The organism is Ensifer adhaerens (assembly GCF_013283195.1).
Taxonomy (GTDB): domain Bacteria; phylum Pseudomonadota; class Alphaproteobacteria; order Rhizobiales; family Rhizobiaceae; genus Ensifer; species Ensifer adhaerens_G.
In genome coordinates this window covers 302,317-320,862 of record NZ_JABEKT010000005.1, presented here as the reverse complement: position 1 = coordinate 320,862, position 18,546 = coordinate 302,317, and the positions used below count along the sequence as shown (strand labels likewise).

The following is an 18,546-nucleotide window of genomic DNA, read 5'->3' as shown; positions in this document are numbered from 1 at the left end:
CATGATCTGGTGGTGACGTGAGCCGGTGCCTGGCCCGCGGTCAGCCAGCAGGAATCGATATCTTTTCTTCAGCTTTGGGTAACCACATCCGGAGTGAATCGGTGGATATGATGTTTGCCAAGCAGAATTGCCTTAAATACAATGTCAGAAAGTATAACGCGGTTTTGTCTATGCATGGTTGTGGACTCATCTATCATTTGTTGGTTTTCGCAATACTAGGTTGAGTTCTGGAAAAACTCTCGCTGGGCGCTGTTAAAATGTTGCAATACAAGGCGCCGAGCCGGTGTCTTCACGAAATCTTTCGTTAAACCATCGTCTCTAAAAATCCGGAAAACCGGAGCTATGGGTTCATGACGCGCAATGAACGGGGCGCTCTACCGACGGATGTCTATCTATCGTCTGTGAGCTCGCTCTACGAACATCGCAGGACTCTGTTGATCGGCATGCTGTCGCATGTCGTGACTTTCGCGCTCGTCTATCTCAAGACCTCCGATCCGCTCTATCTCGTCTGCACTGCAGCCATCGTCGTGCTCTGGGTCTTGCGCAACCTCGACATGGCGCGCTTCGATCGGCAGGATTTCTCCAACGCCGACCGGGCGACGGTTCGGAAATGGGAGAACCGCTACATTCTCGGCGGTGTCGGCGTGACGCTCACCTGCGGCATTGCCTGCGGCTACGCGATTGCCGTCAGCCAGGATTCCTTCTCGGAGCTCGCCTGCATCTCGGTCACGCTCGCCTCGATGATCTCGCTCGTCGGGCGAAACTACGGTTCCGAACGCGCGGTGCTGCTTCTGTCCTCGTCCGCCTGCCTGCCGATCGTGATCGGGCTGATCACGCTGCAGGATCCCTTCATGATGATCCTCGCGGTTCTGATCCTGCCCTTCATCTTCTCGACCTGGATGATGGCCAACAACGTGCGTGCGTTTCTCTACGAAAACGTGCTGGCCGCCCGCGAGATCGCCACGATTGCCGGCCAGTTCGATGCCGCGCTCAACAACATGACGCACGGGCTGCTGATGCTCGACCGCGACAACCGGATCGTCGTTGCCAACGAACGTGCCTGTGCGTTGCTGATGCTCGGCGACAAGGCAGACCTCAGGGATCGGTTGCTGGACGACGTGGTGCGTCGCGGTGTGCGCCGCATGTCGCTCAGCGTCGAAGAGACGCGCGCGATCTCGCGGCAGCTCGACCTGCTGATCAAGGGCAAGAAGACCCAGGTCTTGGTGCCGGTCACCAATGACCTGTTTCTCGAGTTTTCGGCAGGCCGGCACGAAAACGGCGAGGTCGTGCTGATTTTCGAGGATGTGACCGCGCGCGTGCAGGCCGACAGGCAGATCCTTCAGATGGTTCGCTTCGACACGCTGACCGGTCTGCCGAGCCGCGACTACTTTGCCGAACTTGCCCACAGCGCCGTGGCGCTCGAAGGAAAGGGCGACGTCGACGTCGGCCTGATGGTGCTTGACGTCGCCGAGTTCAAGCATGTCAACGATATGCGCGGCCACATCGTCGGCGACCGGTTGCTGCAGGCGATTGCCGCGCGGTTGAAGACATTGGTTGGCAATACGGCGATCGCCGCCCGACTGATGGGCGACGAGTTCGTTGTCTTCTTCCCCAACAGGATGCATTCGCCGGATCTCGAAGATGAAATGCGGGCGGTCCATGCCGGATTGCGCGGCGCCTATCTGGCTGGTGGCTTCACCTTCAACATGACGATGAGCGCCGGCGTCGTTCTGGTGCCGAGTAGTGCCTTTCGGCTGGAAGAGCTGCAGATCAAGGCCGACCTGGCGCTGTCGGAAGCCAAGGCGCGCAACAAGGGTGGTTGCACCGTATTCGAAGACGAGATGGATGCGCGTTATCTCGACCGGCAGAAGCTGAAGAGCGATCTGCGCGACGCCATCAATGCCGGTGCGTTGACACTTTCCTACCAGCCGATGTTCACGCCGAACGGCGCACGCCTCGAATGCTGCGAGGCTTTGGCGCGCTGGACACATCCCGAGCGCGGGCCCGTGCCGCCGAACGTCTTCATCCAGCTTGCCGAGGAGCTGGGCCTCGTCACGGAGATCACGCGCTTTGCGCTGGAGCAGGCTTGCCGAGACTGCATGAGCTGGCCGAGCCACGTTTCCGTTTCGGTCAACCTTTCCGTGCTCGATCTGCGCAGCAATGACATCGTCACCGTGGTGGCAGACGCGCTTCAGGCGACCGGCCTCGATGCCTCGCGTCTGCATCTTGAGGTCACGGAAAGCTGCCTGATGGATGAGCCGGCGAAAGTGCAGGCCATTCTCGGCGAGCTGCGCGACAGCGGCATAACCATCGCCATCGACGATTTCGGCACCGGCTACTCCAGCCTCAGCTATCTCGACGTGCTGCCGGTCAACATCATCAAGATCGATCGGTCGTTCGTGCGCAACATTCGTGAGGATTCGCGCCGCTTCAAGCTTCTGCGCGGCACGGCCAACCTTGGTCGTGCTCTGGGCCTGAAGATCGTCGTCGAAGGCGTCGAGACGGCGGATCAGCTGCAGCTGATAAACGACTACCAATGCGCCGATCTGATACAGGGTTTTCTGTTCGCAGCACCCATGCCCGCCTCCGCCATCGAGGCATTCTGCACGAATGGTGTCCAGAAACCGGTCGCCGCGCCGACGAGCAAGCGTATCGCCTGACAGGCGCGCTGAGCGCTTTCGTCCTGTCCTTTTCCCCCTCTCTCGTTCCAGGCCTTGAGCCGCCGCCTGCGCAGCGTCACGCAGCCACCATTGCGACGTTCAATTAACCACAAAAGTTAACGAAATATTAAGGTTAACAATAAGTTAAAGGCAAGTTGTGCCATTTTGTTGTTGCTGCCTGGCTGCCCGTCAATAGGTTAACGATTTGTTAACTATGAGGGGCGGGAAATGGGTGAAGGTCTTCACCGGGCGGAGCCTGGGAGTTTTTCTGAGAAGCTGATGCTTCTTCTCGATCGCGTCGAATATCGGCGGGTCGAGACAGGCGAGGACATGGAGGATATCGCCCGGCTTCGCTACAAGGCCTACAAGGCCGTCAACCTGATGGAGCTGACGGGTTCGACCCTGATCGACGATCTCGATTTCGACAGCCATGCCTATGTCTTCGGTATCTATCTCGACGAGAATCTTGTCAGTACGGTGCGTGTCCATCACGTCACGCCGCAGCACAGGGCCAGCACCTCGGGACTGATCTTCGCGCCCGAAATCGATGTGTTTCTCGATGCCGGCATGGTGCTGGTCGATCCCGGCCGGCTGGCGGTCGATCCTGACGTCACCGGCGACGAGATGCGGGCGCTTCCCTACCTGACGCTGCGCCCAGTGGCGATGGCGTGCGAATACTTCAGCGCCGATCGATGCCTGACCGCTTGCCGGCCAAGGCATGCGGCATTCTACAAGCGCATCTTCGCTTCCGAGACGGTTGTGGCCAAGCGCGAGAACCTCGGCGTCTATAACGCCGATGGCGCGCTATTGGTCGCGCAAGTGCGGGGACAGCGGCCCTCGATCCTCGACCGCTACCCGATCTTCGATTCCGAGCCGTTCGAGCGTCGCCTGATGTTCGCGGACCGCCAGGAGGTGCCGTTCGCGCCGCTGACGATCCTGCCGACGGCGCGCATCGCGCAGAACGGGTCCGGCCGGTCCTACCGCACATCCGTGTTCCGGTAGCGCCCGTCGTCTAAAAGCGCGGGGCAATTTGCCATTTCTCGGGCGCGTGACGCGCTTTCGAGACGCACGCGGCATATCGCCCCAGGTGACTGGGCACAGCGACGGGTTTTCGTTGCGCGTGGCCCCGGCATTGTGTATGGGCAGCTAATGGACGTCTGCGCGTTTTTCCGTAGAAGTCGTTTGCGGATCAAGGTTGAAGGGCGGCGAGGGCCAAGGGTCGCGCCGCGGCATTCTGGGAGAATTGTACGATGGCTAAGCATCATTCTGGACCCGTCGAAATGGGCGCTCCAATGGATTATGCGGAACACGAGAAGACCTACAACTTCTTCCTCAGTGCAACGAAATACGGCACGATGTTCTGCGTCGCTCTGCTGATCGCCATGGCGGCAGGTTTCTTCACCGCCATGGGCTTCTTCAGCGCGCTGGTGCTGTTCATCCTTCTCAACGTCGCCGGTTTCTTCTTCCTTCGTTAATCGGCTTTTCTGACAAGACTTGCCACGGACGGGCCGGGGAGGCCCGCCCTTGGCTGCCGGTCCGGATGTCCGGATTGAAGCCGCACGGCATCGACTGGGAGCGTCGATTGCCTTGCTCAAGGCTCATGAATGTTTGCAGCGCCTTGACGTGTTCGTTTACGAGAACGCGTGGCGCTTTATCCTCACCGCGTGAGGGGAGTGGAGGGCAGGCCTGGCCTGTCTCCAGGGGAATGTGTGCTTTGCACATGGGAGGGCGCCTGCTCGCACGAGCGGCCGCCTTGCAGTCGGACAGGATGCCCGCATTCCAGCCTTGGCTCGTTTGCGGCCAGGGAGGGGACTTGTGAGCGAAATTGTCTTTGTTGCCAAGGAAACGGATCCGAACGAGGGTCGCGTTGCGGCATCTCCGGATAGCGTGAAGAAACTGAAGGGGCTCGGATTCGACGTGGTTGTCGAGGCCGGCGCCGGGTTTTTGTCGCGCGTCCCGGATGCGGAATATGAGAAGGTTGGTGCCCGGATCGGCAAAATCGCCGATGCGAAGACGGCTGATGTCGTCCTCAGGGTGCGCCGGCCGAACAGCGCCGAAATCGCCGGCTACAAATCCGGCGCCATCGTCATCGCCATCATGGATCCCTATGGCAACGAGGATGCGGTCGCCGAAATGGCCAAGGCCGGCCTTTCCGCCTTTGCGATGGAACTGATGCCGCGCATCACCCGCGCACAGTCGATGGACGTGCTGTCGAGCCAGGCAAACCTTGCCGGATACCAGGCGGTGATCGACGCGGCCTACGAATATGACCGGGCGCTACCGATGATGATGACGGCAGCCGGCACGGTTCCGGCGGCCAAGGTCTTCGTCATGGGCGCCGGCGTTGCCGGCCTGCAGGCGATCGCGACCGCCCGCCGTCTAGGCGCCGTGGTTTCGGCGACCGACGTGCGTCCCGCCGCCAAGGAACAGGTGGCCTCGCTTGGCGCCAAGTTCATCGCCGTCGAGGACGAGGAATTCAAGGCGGCCGAAACCGCCGGTGGCTACGCCAAGGAAATGTCGAAAGAGTATCAGGCGAAACAGGCAGCCCTTGTTGCCGAGCACATCGCCAAGCAGGACATCGTCATCACCACGGCGCTGATCCCGGGTCGGCCGGCACCTCGCCTCGTCACACGCGAGATGCTTAAAAGCATGAAGCCCGGTTCGGTTGCGGTCGACCTCGCCGTCGAGCGCGGCGGCAACGTCGAGGGTGCCGAGGCCGGCAAGGTTGCCGATGTCGAAGGCGTCAAGGTCGTCGGCCATCTCAACGTGCCCGGTCGGATCGCCGCATCGGCGTCCGGTCTCTACGCCAAGAACCTCGTGACCTTCCTCGAGACCATGGTCTCCAAGGAAACCAAGGCGCTGGCGCTCAACATGGAGGACGAGCTCGTCAAGGCGACGGCGCTTACCCATGGCGGCGCCATCGTCAATGCGAATTTCGAGCCGAAGAAGAAGGGGGATCTTTGATGGCCAACGAAGCATTGGAAAAAGCGCTCGATGCGCTCGACAAGGCGGTGGCTGCCGTCCAGCAGGCGGCGCTGAACCTGCCCGATACCGCGGAAGCGGCCGGCGCGCTCGCGCACGGTGCCACCGGCGGCGCGATCGATCCGTTCGTCTTCCGTCTGGCGATCTTCGTCCTGTCGATCTTCGTCGGCTATTACGTCGTCTGGTCGGTGACACCGGCTCTGCACACGCCGTTGATGGCGGTCACCAACGCGATCTCCTCGGTCATCGTCGTCGGCGCACTGCTCGCCGTCGGCATCTCGGCCTCGGGGCTTGCGACCGGTTTCGGTTTCATCGCGCTCGTGCTCGCCTCGGTGAACATCTTTGGCGGCTTCCTGGTCACCCAGCGCATGCTCGCCATGTACAAGAAAAAAGACAAGTGAGGCCGGCCGATGAACGCTAATTTCGCAGCCTTCCTCTATCTCGTCTCCGGCGTGCTTTTCATCATGGCACTGCGCGGTCTGTCGCACCCGGCTACCAGCCGCAAGGGCAACACCTACGGCATGGTCGGCATGGGCATTGCCATCGTCACCACGCTGCTTCTGGCAAAGCCCACCTTCGGCGGTTTCCTGCTGATCGTGCTCGGCCTTGCGATTGGTGGCGGCGCTGGTGCTGTGATCGCGCGGCGCATTGCCATGACGTCGATGCCGCAGCTTGTTGCCGCCTTCCACTCGCTCGTGGGTCTCGCAGCAGTCATGGTCGCGGCCGCGGCGATGTACGCGCCCGAAAGCTTCGGCATCGGCACCGTCGGCGACATTCACGCCCAGGCGCTGGTCGAAATGTCGCTCGGCGTTGCCATCGGCGCGATCACCTTTACCGGTTCGATCATCGCCTTCCTCAAGCTCGACGGACGCATGTCCGGCAAGCCGATCCTGCTCACCGGCCGTCACTTCGTCAACGCCGGCCTGGCGATCGCGCTTGTCGTGCTGGTGATCATGCTGGTCTTCACCCAGAGCACGACGGTGTTCTGGCTGATCGTTCTCCTGTCGCTGGCGCTTGGTGTCCTGATCATCGTCCCGATCGGCGGCGCCGACATGCCGGTGGTCGTCTCGATGCTCAACTCCTATTCCGGTTGGGCAGCGGCCGGCATCGGCTTCACGCTCGGCAACCTGGCGCTGATCATCACCGGCGCGCTCGTCGGCTCATCCGGTGCGATCCTGTCCTACATCATGTGCAAGGGCATGAACCGCTCGTTCATCTCGGTCATTCTCGGTGGCTTTGGCGGCGAGACGGCGACAGCTGCCGTCGACGACGGCGTCCAGCGCACCGTCAAGCAGGGGGCCGCTGACGATGCGGCCTTCCTGATGGCCAATGCCTCCAAGGTGATCATTGTCCCGGGCTATGGCATGGCCGTTGCCCAGGCGCAGCATGCGCTGCGCGAACTCGGCGACCAGCTGAAGGCCGCAGGCGTCGATGTGAAATACGCGATCCATCCGGTCGCCGGCCGTATGCCAGGTCACATGAACGTGCTGCTCGCAGAAGCCAACGTTCCCTATGACGAAGTGTTCGAGCTTGAAGACATCAACTCGGAATTCGCCCAGGCGGATGTCGCCTATGTCATCGGCGCCAACGACGTCACCAACCCGGCGGCGCGTGACGACCCATCGTCGCCGATCTACGGCATGCCGATCCTCGACGTCGACAAGGCCAAGACCTGCCTGTTCGTCAAGCGCTCGCTCGGATCCGGCTATGCCGGCATCGACAACACGCTGTTCTACAAGGATGGCACCATGATGCTGCTCGGCGACGCCAAGAAGGTGACGGAAGACATCGTCAAGGCGCTGCACGCCTGATCGGCCGTCACTGAACGTTGGAATAGAAAACGCCCGCCATATGGCGGGCGTTTTCGTCTGTTGCGTCGAACCGCCGGCAAAGCAGGCATGCAGGTCCCAAATTCCACAGAGCCTTTCGCGTCATATTGACGTGCGGCGCTATAGGGGAGGGATCGGCCTTACCGGCAGCTCGACGCCTGCCGGCGAGGATCATCTCGTCGACATTTCCTGTGCGCCTCCTGTGCGCCTTGTCAGCTCGCAGGCGCAAGCGTCAACTCGTCGACACCGATTGCAATGTTCAGTCCTTCCTGGACCTGCACATTGACAGGTTGCAGCATGAAGGCCTTGTTGGTGCCGCCGCCGATGACCTTGGCGCCGCCGCCAACGGCAACGCTCGCATCGGCGCCGATACCGTAGTATTCGCCGGCAAGTGCGTATTCGCTCACCGGCGTGCCGGTCTTGGCCAGGACATCCCAGACCATGGTGCTCTTGCCCGTCTTGCCGATGTCGATGCCGATCTTGCGAATGGTGCCGGCATAGCTCGCCGCCGGCGCGCCATTGGCCGGTTTGAAGGTGCAAAGCAGGTTCTTTGTCGAGGTAAGGATCATGCCTGTACCTCCGTCCGAACCGCAGACGAGGCGGCCAAGTGCGACATAATTCTGCGCTGCGGACGGCCCGGCGCAAAGGGCTGCCAGGGCCAGTGTCGCGATGAAGGTCTTCTTGATCATGGCTCAGTCTCCGTTTTTCATTCCCTGAGCAAACGGATGGTGGCCGGGAAGGTTCCGCCCGCCACCGCAGGCTCGATTGCCGCTGCGGACAAACGAAAACGCCCGCGAACGGGTCGCGGGCGTTGAAACGGAAGAGGGGTGCTTGCGTCTTACGTGGCTTTTACGCGGGCAAGGCCTGCACGCGCCGGCTCGTATTTCGGATCGAGCTGCAGGGCATGCGAGTAGGACTTTGCGGCCTTGGTCTTGTCGCCCTTGCGCTCGTAGACCAGCGCCTGGTTCGCCCAGGATTCGGCAATCTTGCCGTCGAGCGTGATGGCGGTGTTGAAGTCGGAGAACGCATTGTCGTCGTCGCCCTGGGCGACGTAGGAGATGCCGCGGCCGTTATAGGGCTCCGGCGAGCTCGGCGACAGCGAGATCGCCGTCGAGAAGTCTTCGATGGCCTGGCCGTGCTGGTTGCGCGCCTGATAGATCAGGCCGCGATTGTGGTAGGCGCGCGGGTCGGTGGTGTCGAGCTGGATCGCCTTGTTGAAATCGTTGAAGGCGGAATCGAGCTGGCCTGCCTGGCGATAGAGATTGCCGCGGCCGATATAGGCGACATCGTAGTTGGCGTTGAGTTGCAGCGCCATGTTGTAGTCGGCAAGGGCTGCCTGGGTGTTGCCCATGTTGCGGTGAACGAGCGCGCGGTTGGCATAGGCCTGGTAAAAGCGCGCGTTGAGCTGGATCGCCTGGTCGAAATCGGCAAGGGCGCGGCGGTATTCGCCGGCGCGGCCGTAGGCGGAGCCACGGACGTTATAACCCTCGGGGTCGCTCGGGTTGGAGGCGATCACGCTCGACAGCGATGCGATGTTTCCTTGCGAGCCCTGTTCACGCTCGACCTTGGCCATCGATTCCGGTCCGTCGGTCGTGCATCCCGAAAGAAGCAGAGCTGATCCGAGCAGGAACATGGCGGCAAGCTTCGGCTTGCGCTGGTGGCGGCGGCGCGCCTCTTGGGTGGTAAAACCGGCGACGTCCGCAGTCATGGCAGCAAGTGTCAAAGGTCGATCCCTCAATGCGACTAGGTCCGAAAGCCATCGGCTTCCCGTTCAAGGAGGCCGGCGAATTTCGCGGGGCCCCACAGCCGAGGCTACGAGGGCCTGCGGCAAACCGTCCGGCGCTAAACACCGCGACCGGCCACCGTTGCCGGTTGCGATTGTCACGCTAGCCCGACGACGGAAAAGATGTCCATACCAAAAGAAAGGCGGCGGCGATATTTCGCCCCCGCCACGACTTAGATCGATAAGTGTCGAAAAATCGACAAATTAACGGGCCACGACGCCTTCGCGCTGTGCACGCTTGCGCGCCAGCTTGCGGACGCGGCGAACGGCTTCAGCCTTTTCGCGGGCGCGCTTCTGGGACGGCTTTTCGTAGAAATCACGCATCTTCATTTCGCGGAAAATGCCTTCGCGCTGCATCTTCTTCTTGAGAGCGCGGAGCGCCTGGTCAACATTGTTATCGCGGACAAGTACCTGCACGTGAAATCCCGTTCCTTTGGTTGTTTCGAGTTGTTGCCTCACGTCAGGTGTCGGAGGCAAAAAAAGCTACGTTCGCTGAGCCGAAAGCTCGACGATTGAAGGTGCGGATACCAGATCATCAGCGGAAAGTCCAGCGAGGACATGAGGCTGTGCTGAAAAATCCGCAATGGTGGGCCGCTATGTGTATCATCGTGCGGCAATCGACGGATTGCGGCGATGTCGCAACTCCGCGCAAGTCCGCCCGTTTGCGTCGCAAAAGAAACGTTGCGCGGGCGTCGGATTTGCGATTTCTAACGCCAACGAGAATGATCACCGGGGTTCATGGAGTAACAGGCGGATGCGCAAATATTCTGTTTTTGCCGTGGCGCGCGAGGCTTTGCGCGGCCACAAGGGATGGGGTCCGCAATGGGCTTCGCCCGAGCCCCGCAAGGACTATGATGTGATCATCATTGGCGGCGGCGGCCACGGGCTGGGCGCTGCATACTATCTTGCCAAGGAGCACGGCATCACCAATGTCGCGGTGCTCGAAAAGGGTTGGATCGGTGGCGGCAACACCGGCCGCAACACCACGATCATCCGGTCCAACTATCTCTATGAAGAGAGCATGGACATCTACGAGCATTCGCTGAAGCTCTGGGAAAACCTGTCGCAGGACCTCAACTACAACGTCATGTATTCGCCGCGCGGCGTCATGATGCTTTCGCACAACATCCACGATCAGCAGTCGTTCAAGCGCCATATCAATGCCAACCGTCTCTACGGCATCGACAATGAGTGGCTGACGCCGGAACAGGCCAAGGCCTACTGCCCGCCGCTCGATATCGCCAAGAACGCCCGCTATCCGATCAACGGTGCGGCGCTGCAGCGGCGCGGCGGCACGGCGCGACACGATGCGGTTGCCTGGGGTTATGCCCGCGGCGCGTCCGACCGCGGCGTGCACATCATCCAGAATTGCGAAGTGACCGGCATCCGCCGCGACGAGACCGGCAAAGTGACCGGCGTCGATACCAATCGCGGCTTCATCGGCGCCAAGAAGATCGGCGTTTCTGCCGCAGGGCACTCGTCGGTGCTGATGGAAATGGCCGACGTGCGCGTGCCGCTGCAGAGCCAGCCGCTGCAGGCGCTGGTTTCCGAACCTCTGAAACCGATGTTTCCCTGTGTCGTCATGTCGAACTCGGTGCATGCCTATATCTCGCAGTCCGACAAGGGCGAACTCGTCATCGGCGCCGGCACCGACCAGTACAATTCCTACTCCCAGACGGGCGGCCTGCAGATCATCACCCACACGCTGGATGCGATCTGCGAGCTCTTCCCGATGTTCCGGCGTGTCAAGATGATGCGGCAGTGGGGCGGTATCGTCGACGTGACGCAGGACCGCTCGCCGATCCAGGGCATCACGCCGGTTCCAGGGCTGTTCCTCAATGCCGGCTGGGGTACGGGCGGCTTCAAGGCGACGCCGGGCTCGGCCAACCTGTTTGCGCACCTCATTGCGAGGGGCGAACCGCATCGGCTGGCCGCCGGGCTGACGCTCGACCGTTTCCGCACCGGCCGACTGATCGACGAGGCGGCCGCTGCCGCCGTTGCGCACTGATTGCCAAGGATTTCGAGATGCTTCTGATCTATTGCCCCTATTGCGAGGAAGAGCGTTCCGAGCTCGAATTCCGCAATGCCGGTGACGCCCATATCGTCCGTCCGACCAACATCGCCGAGATCAGCGATGAGGAGTTCGAGGAATTCTTCTTCCTCCGTCAGAACCCCAAGGGCCTGATCTTCGAACGCTGGCGCCATATCCATGGCTGCGGCCGGTTTTTCAATGCCGCGCGCGACACGGTGAGTGACCGGTTCTACACCACCTACAAGGCGGGCGAACCCAAGCCCGATGTGGCCGCCATTCTCAAGGGCGAACAGGACAAGGGAGCGGCACGATGAGCGGCGCCAATCGTATTGCAGGTTCCGGCCGTCTGACGCCGGCGCGCACCGCCCGCTTCACCTTCGACGGACGCACGCTGACAGCACTTGAAGGCGACACCGTCGCTTCCGCTTTGCTTGCCAACGGCATTCATCTCGTCGGCCGCTCGTTCAAGTATCATCGTCCGCGTGGCATTCTTTCCGCCGGCGCCGAAGAGCCGAATGCGTTGCTCGACGTCTCGCGCGATGCGGCTCGCCGCCAGCCGAACGTGCGCGCGACCGTGCAGGAAGTCTTCGACGGCATGAAGGTCGAATCGCAGAACCGTTGGCCGTCGCTCGCCTTCGACGTCGGCGGCTTCAACGACCTCCTGTCGCCGTTCTTTGCCGCCGGTTTCTACTACAAGACCTTCATGTGGCCGAAGGCTGCGTGGCACGCGATCTACGAACCCTTCATCCGCCGCGCAGCCGGTCTCGGCGTCGCGCCGACGGAAGCGGATCCCGATCACTATGCCAGCCGCTATGCGCATTGCGACGTGCTGGTGATCGGTGCCGGCGTCGCCGGCCTTTCGGCAGCGCTTGCCGCCGCCAAGGCTGGCGCCAAGGTGATCCTTTGCGACGAGCAGCCGGAAGTCGGCGGCGCGCTGCGCTATGAAAGCGGCACGACGATCGACGGCAAGGACGGCTGGGACTGGGCGCAGTCGACGGTAAAGACGCTTGCCGCAATGGACAACGTCACGGTGCTCACCCGCACCACCGGCTTCGGCTATTACAACCACAACTTCGTCGGCCTCGTCGAAAGGGTGACGGACCACCTGCCGGCGCTCGACAAGGCCTTGCCGCGCGAGCGGCTATGGCAGGTGCGCGCCAAGAAGGTGATCCTCGCCAACGGCTCGATCGAGCGCCACATGGTGTTTGCCAACAACGACCGTCCGGGCATCATGCTCGCTTCGGCCGGCCGCACCTATCTCAACCATTACGGCGTTGCTGTCGGTTCCAAGGTTGGCGTCTACACGGCACATGATTCCGCCTATGAGGCGGCGTTCGACCTCAAGCGCGCCGGCGTTGCCGTTCCCGCCATCGTCGACTGCCGTGAAAACCCGGGCGAAGCGGTGCTGGCGGAAGCCCGCCGCCTCGGCATCGAGGTGCTGACCGGACACTCCGTCGTCAATTCCGGTGGCAAGCTGCGCGTATCGTCGATCAGCGTTGCCCGCAACGGCGGCGGATCGGCGCGCAAGATTGCCGTCGACGCGCTGCTGGTCTCGTCCGGCTGGACACCGTCGGTGCACCTGTTCTCGCAGTCACGCGGCAAGGTGAAATTCGACGCGGCCACGCAGCGCTTCCTGCCGGGGACCTATCTGCAGGATTGCCTGTCGATCGGGGCCTGCAACGGCACCGATGATCTGCAGGCAACGATCGACGAGGCGCTGGCCGCCGGCGAACTGACCGCGCGCGCGGCCGGTGCCGAAGGTGGCGCTCAGGTAACGCTGCACGGCGACAATGCCTTCAGCTGGACCGGCGGCATGATCGGCGCTGCCGAAGGCGCCGGGCCTGACACCAGCGTCAAGGCCTTCATCGACTTCCAGCACGATGTCTGCGCCAAGGACATCCGGCTTGCGGTGCGCGAAGGCATGCATTCGATCGAGCATATCAAGCGCTTCACCACCAACGGCATGGCGTCGGACCAGGGCAAGCTGTCCAACATGCATGGCCTTGCCATTGCCGCAGAAGCGCTCGGCAAGGATATTCCGCAGGTGGGCCTGACGACCTTCCGCCAGCCGTACACGCCGGTCACCTTCGGCGCGATCGTCAACCATTCGCGCGGCAGCCTGTTCGATCCTGCCCGCAAGACACCGGTTCATGCCTGGGAAGAGGCGCATGGCGCCGCGTTCGAGGATGTCGGCAACTGGAAACGTGCCTGGTTCTACCCGAGGGCAGGCGAGGGCATGCATGAGGCGGTCGCGCGCGAGTGCAAGACCGTGCGCGAGGTTGCCGGCCTGTTCGACGCCTCGACGCTCGGCAAGATCGAGGTTGTCGGCCCGGATGCGGCTCAGTTCCTCAACCTGATGTACACCAATGCCTGGGACACGCTGAAGCCTGGCCGCTGCCGTTACGGCATCATGCTGCGCGACGACGGCTTCGTCTATGACGACGGCGTGGTCGGCAGGCTTGCCGAGGATCGCTTCCACGTGACGACGACCACCGGCGGCGCGCCGCGGGTGATGAACCACATGGAAGACTACCTGCAGACCGAGTTCCCGCACCTGAAGGTCTGGCTGACCTCGACGACGGAACAATGGGCCGTCATCGCCGTGCAGGGGCCGAAGGCACGCGAGATCATCGCTCCGCTGGTCGAGGGTATCGATCTTTCCAACGAGGCCTTCCCGCATATGAGCGTGGCCGAAGGCAAGATCTGCGGCGTGCCGACCCGGCTGTTCCGCATGTCGTTTACCGGCGAGCTCGGCTTCGAAGTCAACGTGCCGGCCGATTATGGTCAGGCGGTCTGGGAAGCGATCTGGGAGCGGGCCGAGCCGATGGGCGCCTGCGCCTACGGCACCGAGACCATGCACGTGTTGCGCGCGGAGAAGGGCTACATCATCGTCGGCCAGGACACCGACGGAACGCTGACGCCGGATGATGCCGCCCTGTCCTGGGCGGTCTCGAAGAAGAAGGCCGATTTCGTCGGCATTCGCGGCCTCAAGCGGCCGGATCTGGTCAAGGACGGTCGCAAGCAGCTCGTCGGGCTCCTGACAAAGGATCCGAACGTGGTGCTGGAGGAGGGCGCGCAGATCGTCGCCGATCCGAACCAGCCGAAGCCGATGACGATGCTGGGCCACGTGACGTCGTCCTACTGGTCGGAAAATTGCGGTCGCTCGATCGCGCTTGCCGTCGTTGCCGGCGGTCGCGCGCGCCTCGGCCAGACGCTCTACGTGCCGATGGCCGACAGGACGATTGCCGTCGAGGTGAGCGACATGGTGTTCTTTGACAAGGAAGGGGGTCGCCTCCATGGCTGATCTGGCAACTGCAACCCGCAAGAGCGCTCTTACTGCCCGCGGCGGTTTTTCCGAGGTGGTCCTGACGCCGGCACCCGCCGCTTCGCGCCTGTCGCTAAGGGCTGGCGCCGATGCGCTGCCCGGCCTCTCGGCCGCCCTCGGCGTCACCCTGCCGACGCGAGCGAAGACCTCGGCTTCGAAAGGCAAGCGCCATGCGCTCTGGCTCGGACCGGACGAATGGCTTGTCATCGACGAGGGCGAAGCCGACCTGATGGCTGCGGCCGCCAAGAGCGGCGCGCTGCATTCGGCCGTCGACGTCTCCCATCGCAACGTCGCAGTCGTCGTCAGCGGTCCGGGTGCGGAAGTGGCCATCAACAGCGGCTGCCCGCAGGACCTGTCGCTGGCGATCTTCCCGGTCGGTGCCTGCTCGCGCACCATTTTCGGCAAGGTCGAAATCGTGCTGCTGCGCATCGCCGAGGATACCTTCCGCGTCGAATGCTGGCGGTCTTTTTCGCCTTACGTCTTCGGCATGCTGTCCGAAGGGGCTGCGGACGCCGGCCATTAGCTTCGACGACTTCCTGCCTGCCTGTCGATCCGCAACGATGATCGCCAGGCCTGCAATGTGACCTTGCCGCCGGAAACCTCCGGCGGCTAAGCTGCCCCCGTTTGCAAGCGGGAGGATGGTTTGAAAACACGTGCAGCGGTGCTCCGGCACACGCCGGTCGAACGGCCCTATTCCACGACACGGCCACTTTCCATCGAGACCGTCGATCTTGATCCGCCAGGCCCGGATGAACTGCTGGTGCGCATTGGCGCTGCCGGTCTCTGCCATTCCGATCTTTCCGTCATCAACGGCGACAGGCCGCGGCCCTTGCCGATGACGCTCGGCCATGAGGCGGCAGGCACAGTTGAAGCCGTCGGCAGCGCGGTCAGCGACCTCAAGCCCGGTGATCGGGTGGTGATGAGCTTCATGCCGAGTTGCGGCCATTGCCTGCCCTGCGCGGAAGGTCGCCCGGCGCTGTGCATTCCCGGGGCCGAGGCCAACGGCAAGGGGACGCTGCTTTCGGGAGAACGCCGGATCCGTTGCGACACCGTTCCGGTTCACCACCATCTCGGTGTTTCCGGCTTTGCCGATTATGCGGTGGTGTCACGCCGTTCGGCCGTCAAGATCGAGGCGGATCTGCCGCTCGTGGAAGCAGCACTTTTCGGCTGCGCCGTGCTGACGGGCGTCGGCGCAATCGTCAACACCTGCCGCGTCCAGGCTGGCCAGTCGGTTGCCGTCGTCGGCCTCGGTGGCGTCGGGCTTGCCGCAGTGCTCGGAGCGGTGGCGTCAGGCGCGGAGCGGGTGGTGGCGATCGATCTTAGCGAGGACAAGCTGGCGCTGGCACGGTCGCTTGGCGCGACCGACACCTTCGTCGCCACCGATCCTGACGTGGCCGATGCGATCCGCGAGGTGACATCAGGCGGCGTCGATCATGCGCTGGAGGCGGCCGGTTCCGTCAAGGCATTCGAGCTTGCCTATCGCATCACCCGCCGTGGCGGAGCGACGGCGTCGGCGGGCCTTGCGCATCCCTCGAGCCAGATCGCCATTCCGGCCGTCAGCCTGGTTGCCGAAGAACGCACGCTTCGTGGCAGCTACATGGGAAGCTGCGTGCCGAGCCGCGATATTCCCCGTTTCATCGGGCTTTATCGGCGGGGCAAGCTACCGGTCGACAGGTTGCTGTCGAGCACCGGTCCGCTCGAGGAGATCAACGAAGCCTTCGACCTGCTGGATCAAGGCAAGGTCATCCGCCACGTGATCACGTTCTGATCGGGTTCTCGCAGCTTCGTCTCTTCAATCGGAACAGGGGTGGCAGAGCCAGGTTGCTTTCTAATCGGCGTCGAACCGAAGATACCAGTAGAGCGCAACTTCGCGCGTGCCGGGGTTGAGTGCCGTATAGAGATAGCGATCGTAACCGGCCAATTCGAAACCGTACCGCGCGTAGAAACGGCAGGCCGTAACATTATTGGACTGGGTTTCGAGGCGAAGTCCCGCCAGGCTGTGCTCTCTTGCCCAATTGACGGCCTTATCCATCATCGCCACGGCGACGCCCGAACGGCGCGCCGAGGCATCGACTGCGATATCGTCGATCTCGGCGTAGCCGTTCCAGCCTATGGACAATGCGATGTAGCCGAGCATTCGGCCTTCGGCGCGAGCGACGAAGAGTGCGGCATCACTTTCTGCCGCCGCCTCCAGGAGTTCGACCGGGTCGGCATCATAGGTCTTGCGATAGGCGTCCACCGGCATCGTGCCGCTGAGACCCGGTCCATCGAAGGGGGGGACGGCTTCCGCTGTCACCTCGAAGGAGAAGTCGCACGCTTCAAAGTCGGAGACAAAGCGCCCGTCGGCTGGTTCGATGATCATGCGTGCGGCCATCCTGTCCACTCGACCCAGCGCCCGTGGAAGTCGGCGCGGCCGATGAGATACTTTTCGCCGCTTGGCCAGACCTGCAGACTGAGGGCAGCGCCGGGCGTCTGCCCGTCGGCTTCCATCTGCAGCCGTGCAAGCGGCGCGTCCTTTGTTGCGTTCCTGCCAGCTTCGGCAATCAGAGCTTCGCCTTCGTCCTGCGACGCCCTTGGAAAATACTGCCACGCAATCGTGTGATAGACGACATGGACGGCGCCGGGAAAATTCCGTGCCAGCCGCTGTCTCAGCCAGTCGATCGCATCGGCGCGCACGACGCGCTCAGGACGAGCTGCCGCCGTCTCGAAGGCAAAGCTGGTGCGGTCGAGACGATCCTGCTGGTCTGCCCAGATGTAGGAGAGCAGGCGCAGGCGATCCTGTTTCGAGGTGGGGTCGAGCGGATTGAGATCGCAGCCGGCGCGATCTGTCACAGCGATCGCTGTTGTCGGTGGATTCGGGCCGGTCCAGCGTGGTTCGATGACGACGCGTGCTGCAGGATCGCCCCAGGCGGTATCGCCCAGCCGATAGCGATAGCGGTCCCAGTGCAGGTTGAGGCCGGCGCTGGCGCCGAGTTCCGACAGCACCAGCGGCTTGCCGAACATATGGGCAAGCGTCAGGAAGCCGGCAAGCAGTGCGCCCGAGCGGCGAACTTCGTTGGTCTGTGGCGCCGACTGCAGCCGATCCAGAATGAAGGCCTCATCCCGCTGAATGGCATGCTCCACTGCTGACCACAGTGTCTCGTCGTCTGCCGGGATCGGCGGATAACTCGCCTGCAACCGATCGTCCCTGCCGGCGCGCACGAGTGCGTGCAGGGCGCCGCAAAGCCGCAACGCAACGGAATCGCCCGCGGATGTCGGGTCGCCTTCCCAGCCGAGCACACGGGCACCGACCAGAGTGTCAGATTTGAGCCGATCGGCGATCAGGCGGCAGAGCCGCGCCGTGAACGGGGAGCCGAGCCCGTCGCAGGACTTCGCCTGGTCGCGAAATGCGTTGCGCACGGCCTGCTCGGTTGCCTTCGCCTCAGGCATCGGCGGGGCGGTCCTTGGGGTCGAACTGGATGATCGTTTGCCAGGTGGCGGTCAATGCCGGCTTGCGCTCGCCCTCGACCTCGACGCTGACATCATAGGTGATCATCAGCATGCTGCCGCCACGGAAGCGGGCGTCGGCCATGGTGAAGTGTCCGCGCACGCGGGCACCGCTTTTGACCGGAGCGATGAAGCGCACCTTCTCGAAGCCGTAGTTGATACCCATCGTCTGTTCGCGGATCTTGGGCAGGCAGCTGTAGTTCATCGCCGACAGCAGCGACAGCGACAGGAAGCCATGCGCGATGGTGCCGCCGAACGGTGTTTCGGCGGCGGCGCGCACCGGATCGACATGGATGTACTGATAGTCGCCGGTAGCTTCAGCGAACTTGTCGATCGTTTCCTGCGTGACCGTGATCCAGTCGGAGACACCGACCTCGGTGCCGACCAGCGGTCTGATTTCGGCAAGTGAAATATCCTTCAGCATGTGGCTGTCCTGAAAGTGGCCCCCC

17 protein-coding genes are annotated in these 18,546 nt (G+C 62.7%); 11 read left to right on the top strand and 6 right to left on the bottom strand.

Translation table 11 applies throughout. From position 1 onward, the window contains the following. Positions 1-350: 350 nt before the first annotated feature. The 6 genes from LPJGGPFB_RS30740 to LPJGGPFB_RS30715 all read left to right on the top strand — a co-directional run bounded on the left by LPJGGPFB_RS30740 (position 351) and on the right by LPJGGPFB_RS30715 (position 7,453). Positions 351-2,660, top strand: a complete 2,310-nt coding sequence (locus LPJGGPFB_RS30740) for a putative bifunctional diguanylate cyclase/phosphodiesterase (protein WP_173423692.1) — start codon at positions 351-353, stop codon at positions 2,658-2,660. Between the two features lie 279 nt (positions 2,661-2,939). Next, positions 2,940-3,662: an N-acyl amino acid synthase FeeM domain-containing protein gene (locus tag LPJGGPFB_RS30735; protein WP_234903153.1), complete on the top strand. Its 723-nt coding sequence runs from the start codon at positions 2,940-2,942 to the stop codon at positions 3,660-3,662. Positions 3,663-3,910: 248 nt separating this feature from the next. Continuing rightward, entirely contained in the window at positions 3,911-4,135 is a 225-nt protein-coding gene (locus LPJGGPFB_RS30730) for an aa3-type cytochrome c oxidase subunit IV (protein ID WP_173423690.1), read from the top strand. A gap of 340 nt (positions 4,136-4,475) precedes the next feature. Beyond that, positions 4,476-5,624, top strand: a complete 1,149-nt coding sequence (locus LPJGGPFB_RS30725; RefSeq protein ID WP_173423689.1) for a Re/Si-specific NAD(P)(+) transhydrogenase subunit alpha — start codon at positions 4,476-4,478, stop codon at positions 5,622-5,624. Continuing rightward, a complete protein-coding gene (locus LPJGGPFB_RS30720; RefSeq protein WP_173423688.1) occupies positions 5,624-6,043 on the top strand; it encodes a proton-translocating transhydrogenase family protein in 420 nt (139 codons plus the stop codon). The genes LPJGGPFB_RS30725 and LPJGGPFB_RS30720 overlap by 1 nt, the downstream gene beginning before the upstream one ends. A gap of 9 nt (positions 6,044-6,052) precedes the next feature. Continuing rightward, positions 6,053-7,453 (top strand): NAD(P)(+) transhydrogenase (Re/Si-specific) subunit beta, encoded by a 1,401-nt coding sequence (locus tag LPJGGPFB_RS30715; protein ID WP_173423687.1) that lies wholly within the window; start codon positions 6,053-6,055, stop codon positions 7,451-7,453. A 230-nt stretch (positions 7,454-7,683) separates the two neighbouring features. Here the strand turns inward: LPJGGPFB_RS30715 and LPJGGPFB_RS30710 are convergent, their stop codons facing one another. From LPJGGPFB_RS30710 to rpsU, 3 genes are all read right to left on the bottom strand, one after another. Continuing rightward, positions 7,684-8,160: a DUF992 domain-containing protein gene (locus LPJGGPFB_RS30710; RefSeq protein ID WP_173423686.1), complete on the bottom strand. Its 477-nt coding sequence runs from the start codon at positions 8,158-8,160 to the stop codon at positions 7,684-7,686. A gap of 149 nt (positions 8,161-8,309) precedes the next feature. Next, positions 8,310-9,194: a tetratricopeptide repeat protein gene (locus LPJGGPFB_RS30705; RefSeq protein ID WP_234903152.1), complete on the bottom strand. Its 885-nt coding sequence runs from the start codon at positions 9,192-9,194 to the stop codon at positions 8,310-8,312. A gap of 264 nt (positions 9,195-9,458) precedes the next feature. Beyond that, positions 9,459-9,671 (bottom strand): 30S ribosomal protein S21, encoded by a 213-nt coding sequence (rpsU, locus tag LPJGGPFB_RS33400; protein WP_077500520.1) that lies wholly within the window; start codon positions 9,669-9,671, stop codon positions 9,459-9,461. A gap of 337 nt (positions 9,672-10,008) precedes the next feature. On the opposite strand from rpsU, the gene LPJGGPFB_RS30695 reads away from it, so the two are divergent. The 5 genes from LPJGGPFB_RS30695 (at position 10,009) to LPJGGPFB_RS30675 (ending at position 16,379) form a co-directional block, all read left to right on the top strand. Then, positions 10,009-11,262, top strand: coding sequence for a sarcosine oxidase subunit beta family protein (locus tag LPJGGPFB_RS30695; protein ID WP_173423684.1), 1,254 nt, complete (start codon positions 10,009-10,011; stop codon positions 11,260-11,262). A 17-nt stretch (positions 11,263-11,279) separates the two neighbouring features. After that, entirely contained in the window at positions 11,280-11,600 is a 321-nt protein-coding gene (locus tag LPJGGPFB_RS30690) for a sarcosine oxidase subunit delta family protein (RefSeq protein WP_077500523.1), read from the top strand. Further along, complete coding sequence (locus tag LPJGGPFB_RS30685) at positions 11,597-14,590, top strand: sarcosine oxidase subunit alpha (RefSeq protein ID WP_173423683.1); 2,994 nt, start codon at positions 11,597-11,599, stop codon at positions 14,588-14,590. The genes LPJGGPFB_RS30690 and LPJGGPFB_RS30685 overlap by 4 nt, the downstream gene beginning before the upstream one ends. Further along, positions 14,583-15,134: a sarcosine oxidase subunit gamma family protein gene (soxG, locus tag LPJGGPFB_RS30680; RefSeq protein ID WP_173423682.1), complete on the top strand. Its 552-nt coding sequence runs from the start codon at positions 14,583-14,585 to the stop codon at positions 15,132-15,134. Before LPJGGPFB_RS30685 ends, soxG begins: the two co-directional genes overlap by 8 nt. 120 nt (positions 15,135-15,254) lie before the next feature. Further along, entirely contained in the window at positions 15,255-16,379 is a 1,125-nt protein-coding gene (locus tag LPJGGPFB_RS30675) for a zinc-dependent alcohol dehydrogenase family protein (protein ID WP_173423681.1), read from the top strand. A 60-nt stretch (positions 16,380-16,439) separates the two neighbouring features. Here LPJGGPFB_RS30675 and LPJGGPFB_RS30670 read toward each other — a convergent pair whose 3' ends face one another. The 3 genes from LPJGGPFB_RS30670 to LPJGGPFB_RS30660 are packed head-to-tail and all read right to left on the bottom strand — an operon-like array spanning position 16,440 to position 18,521. Beyond that, positions 16,440-16,973, bottom strand: coding sequence for a GNAT family N-acetyltransferase (locus LPJGGPFB_RS30670; protein WP_209791542.1), 534 nt, complete (start codon positions 16,971-16,973; stop codon positions 16,440-16,442). After that, positions 16,970-18,040: a DUF2332 domain-containing protein gene (locus tag LPJGGPFB_RS30665; RefSeq protein WP_173423679.1), complete on the bottom strand. Its 1,071-nt coding sequence runs from the start codon at positions 18,038-18,040 to the stop codon at positions 16,970-16,972. The genes LPJGGPFB_RS30670 and LPJGGPFB_RS30665 overlap by 4 nt, the downstream gene beginning before the upstream one ends. Further along, positions 18,033-18,521, bottom strand: a complete 489-nt coding sequence (locus LPJGGPFB_RS30660) for a MaoC family dehydratase (RefSeq protein WP_173423678.1) — start codon at positions 18,519-18,521, stop codon at positions 18,033-18,035. The genes LPJGGPFB_RS30665 and LPJGGPFB_RS30660 overlap by 8 nt, the downstream gene beginning before the upstream one ends. Between the last annotated feature and the right edge of the window lie 25 nt (positions 18,522-18,546).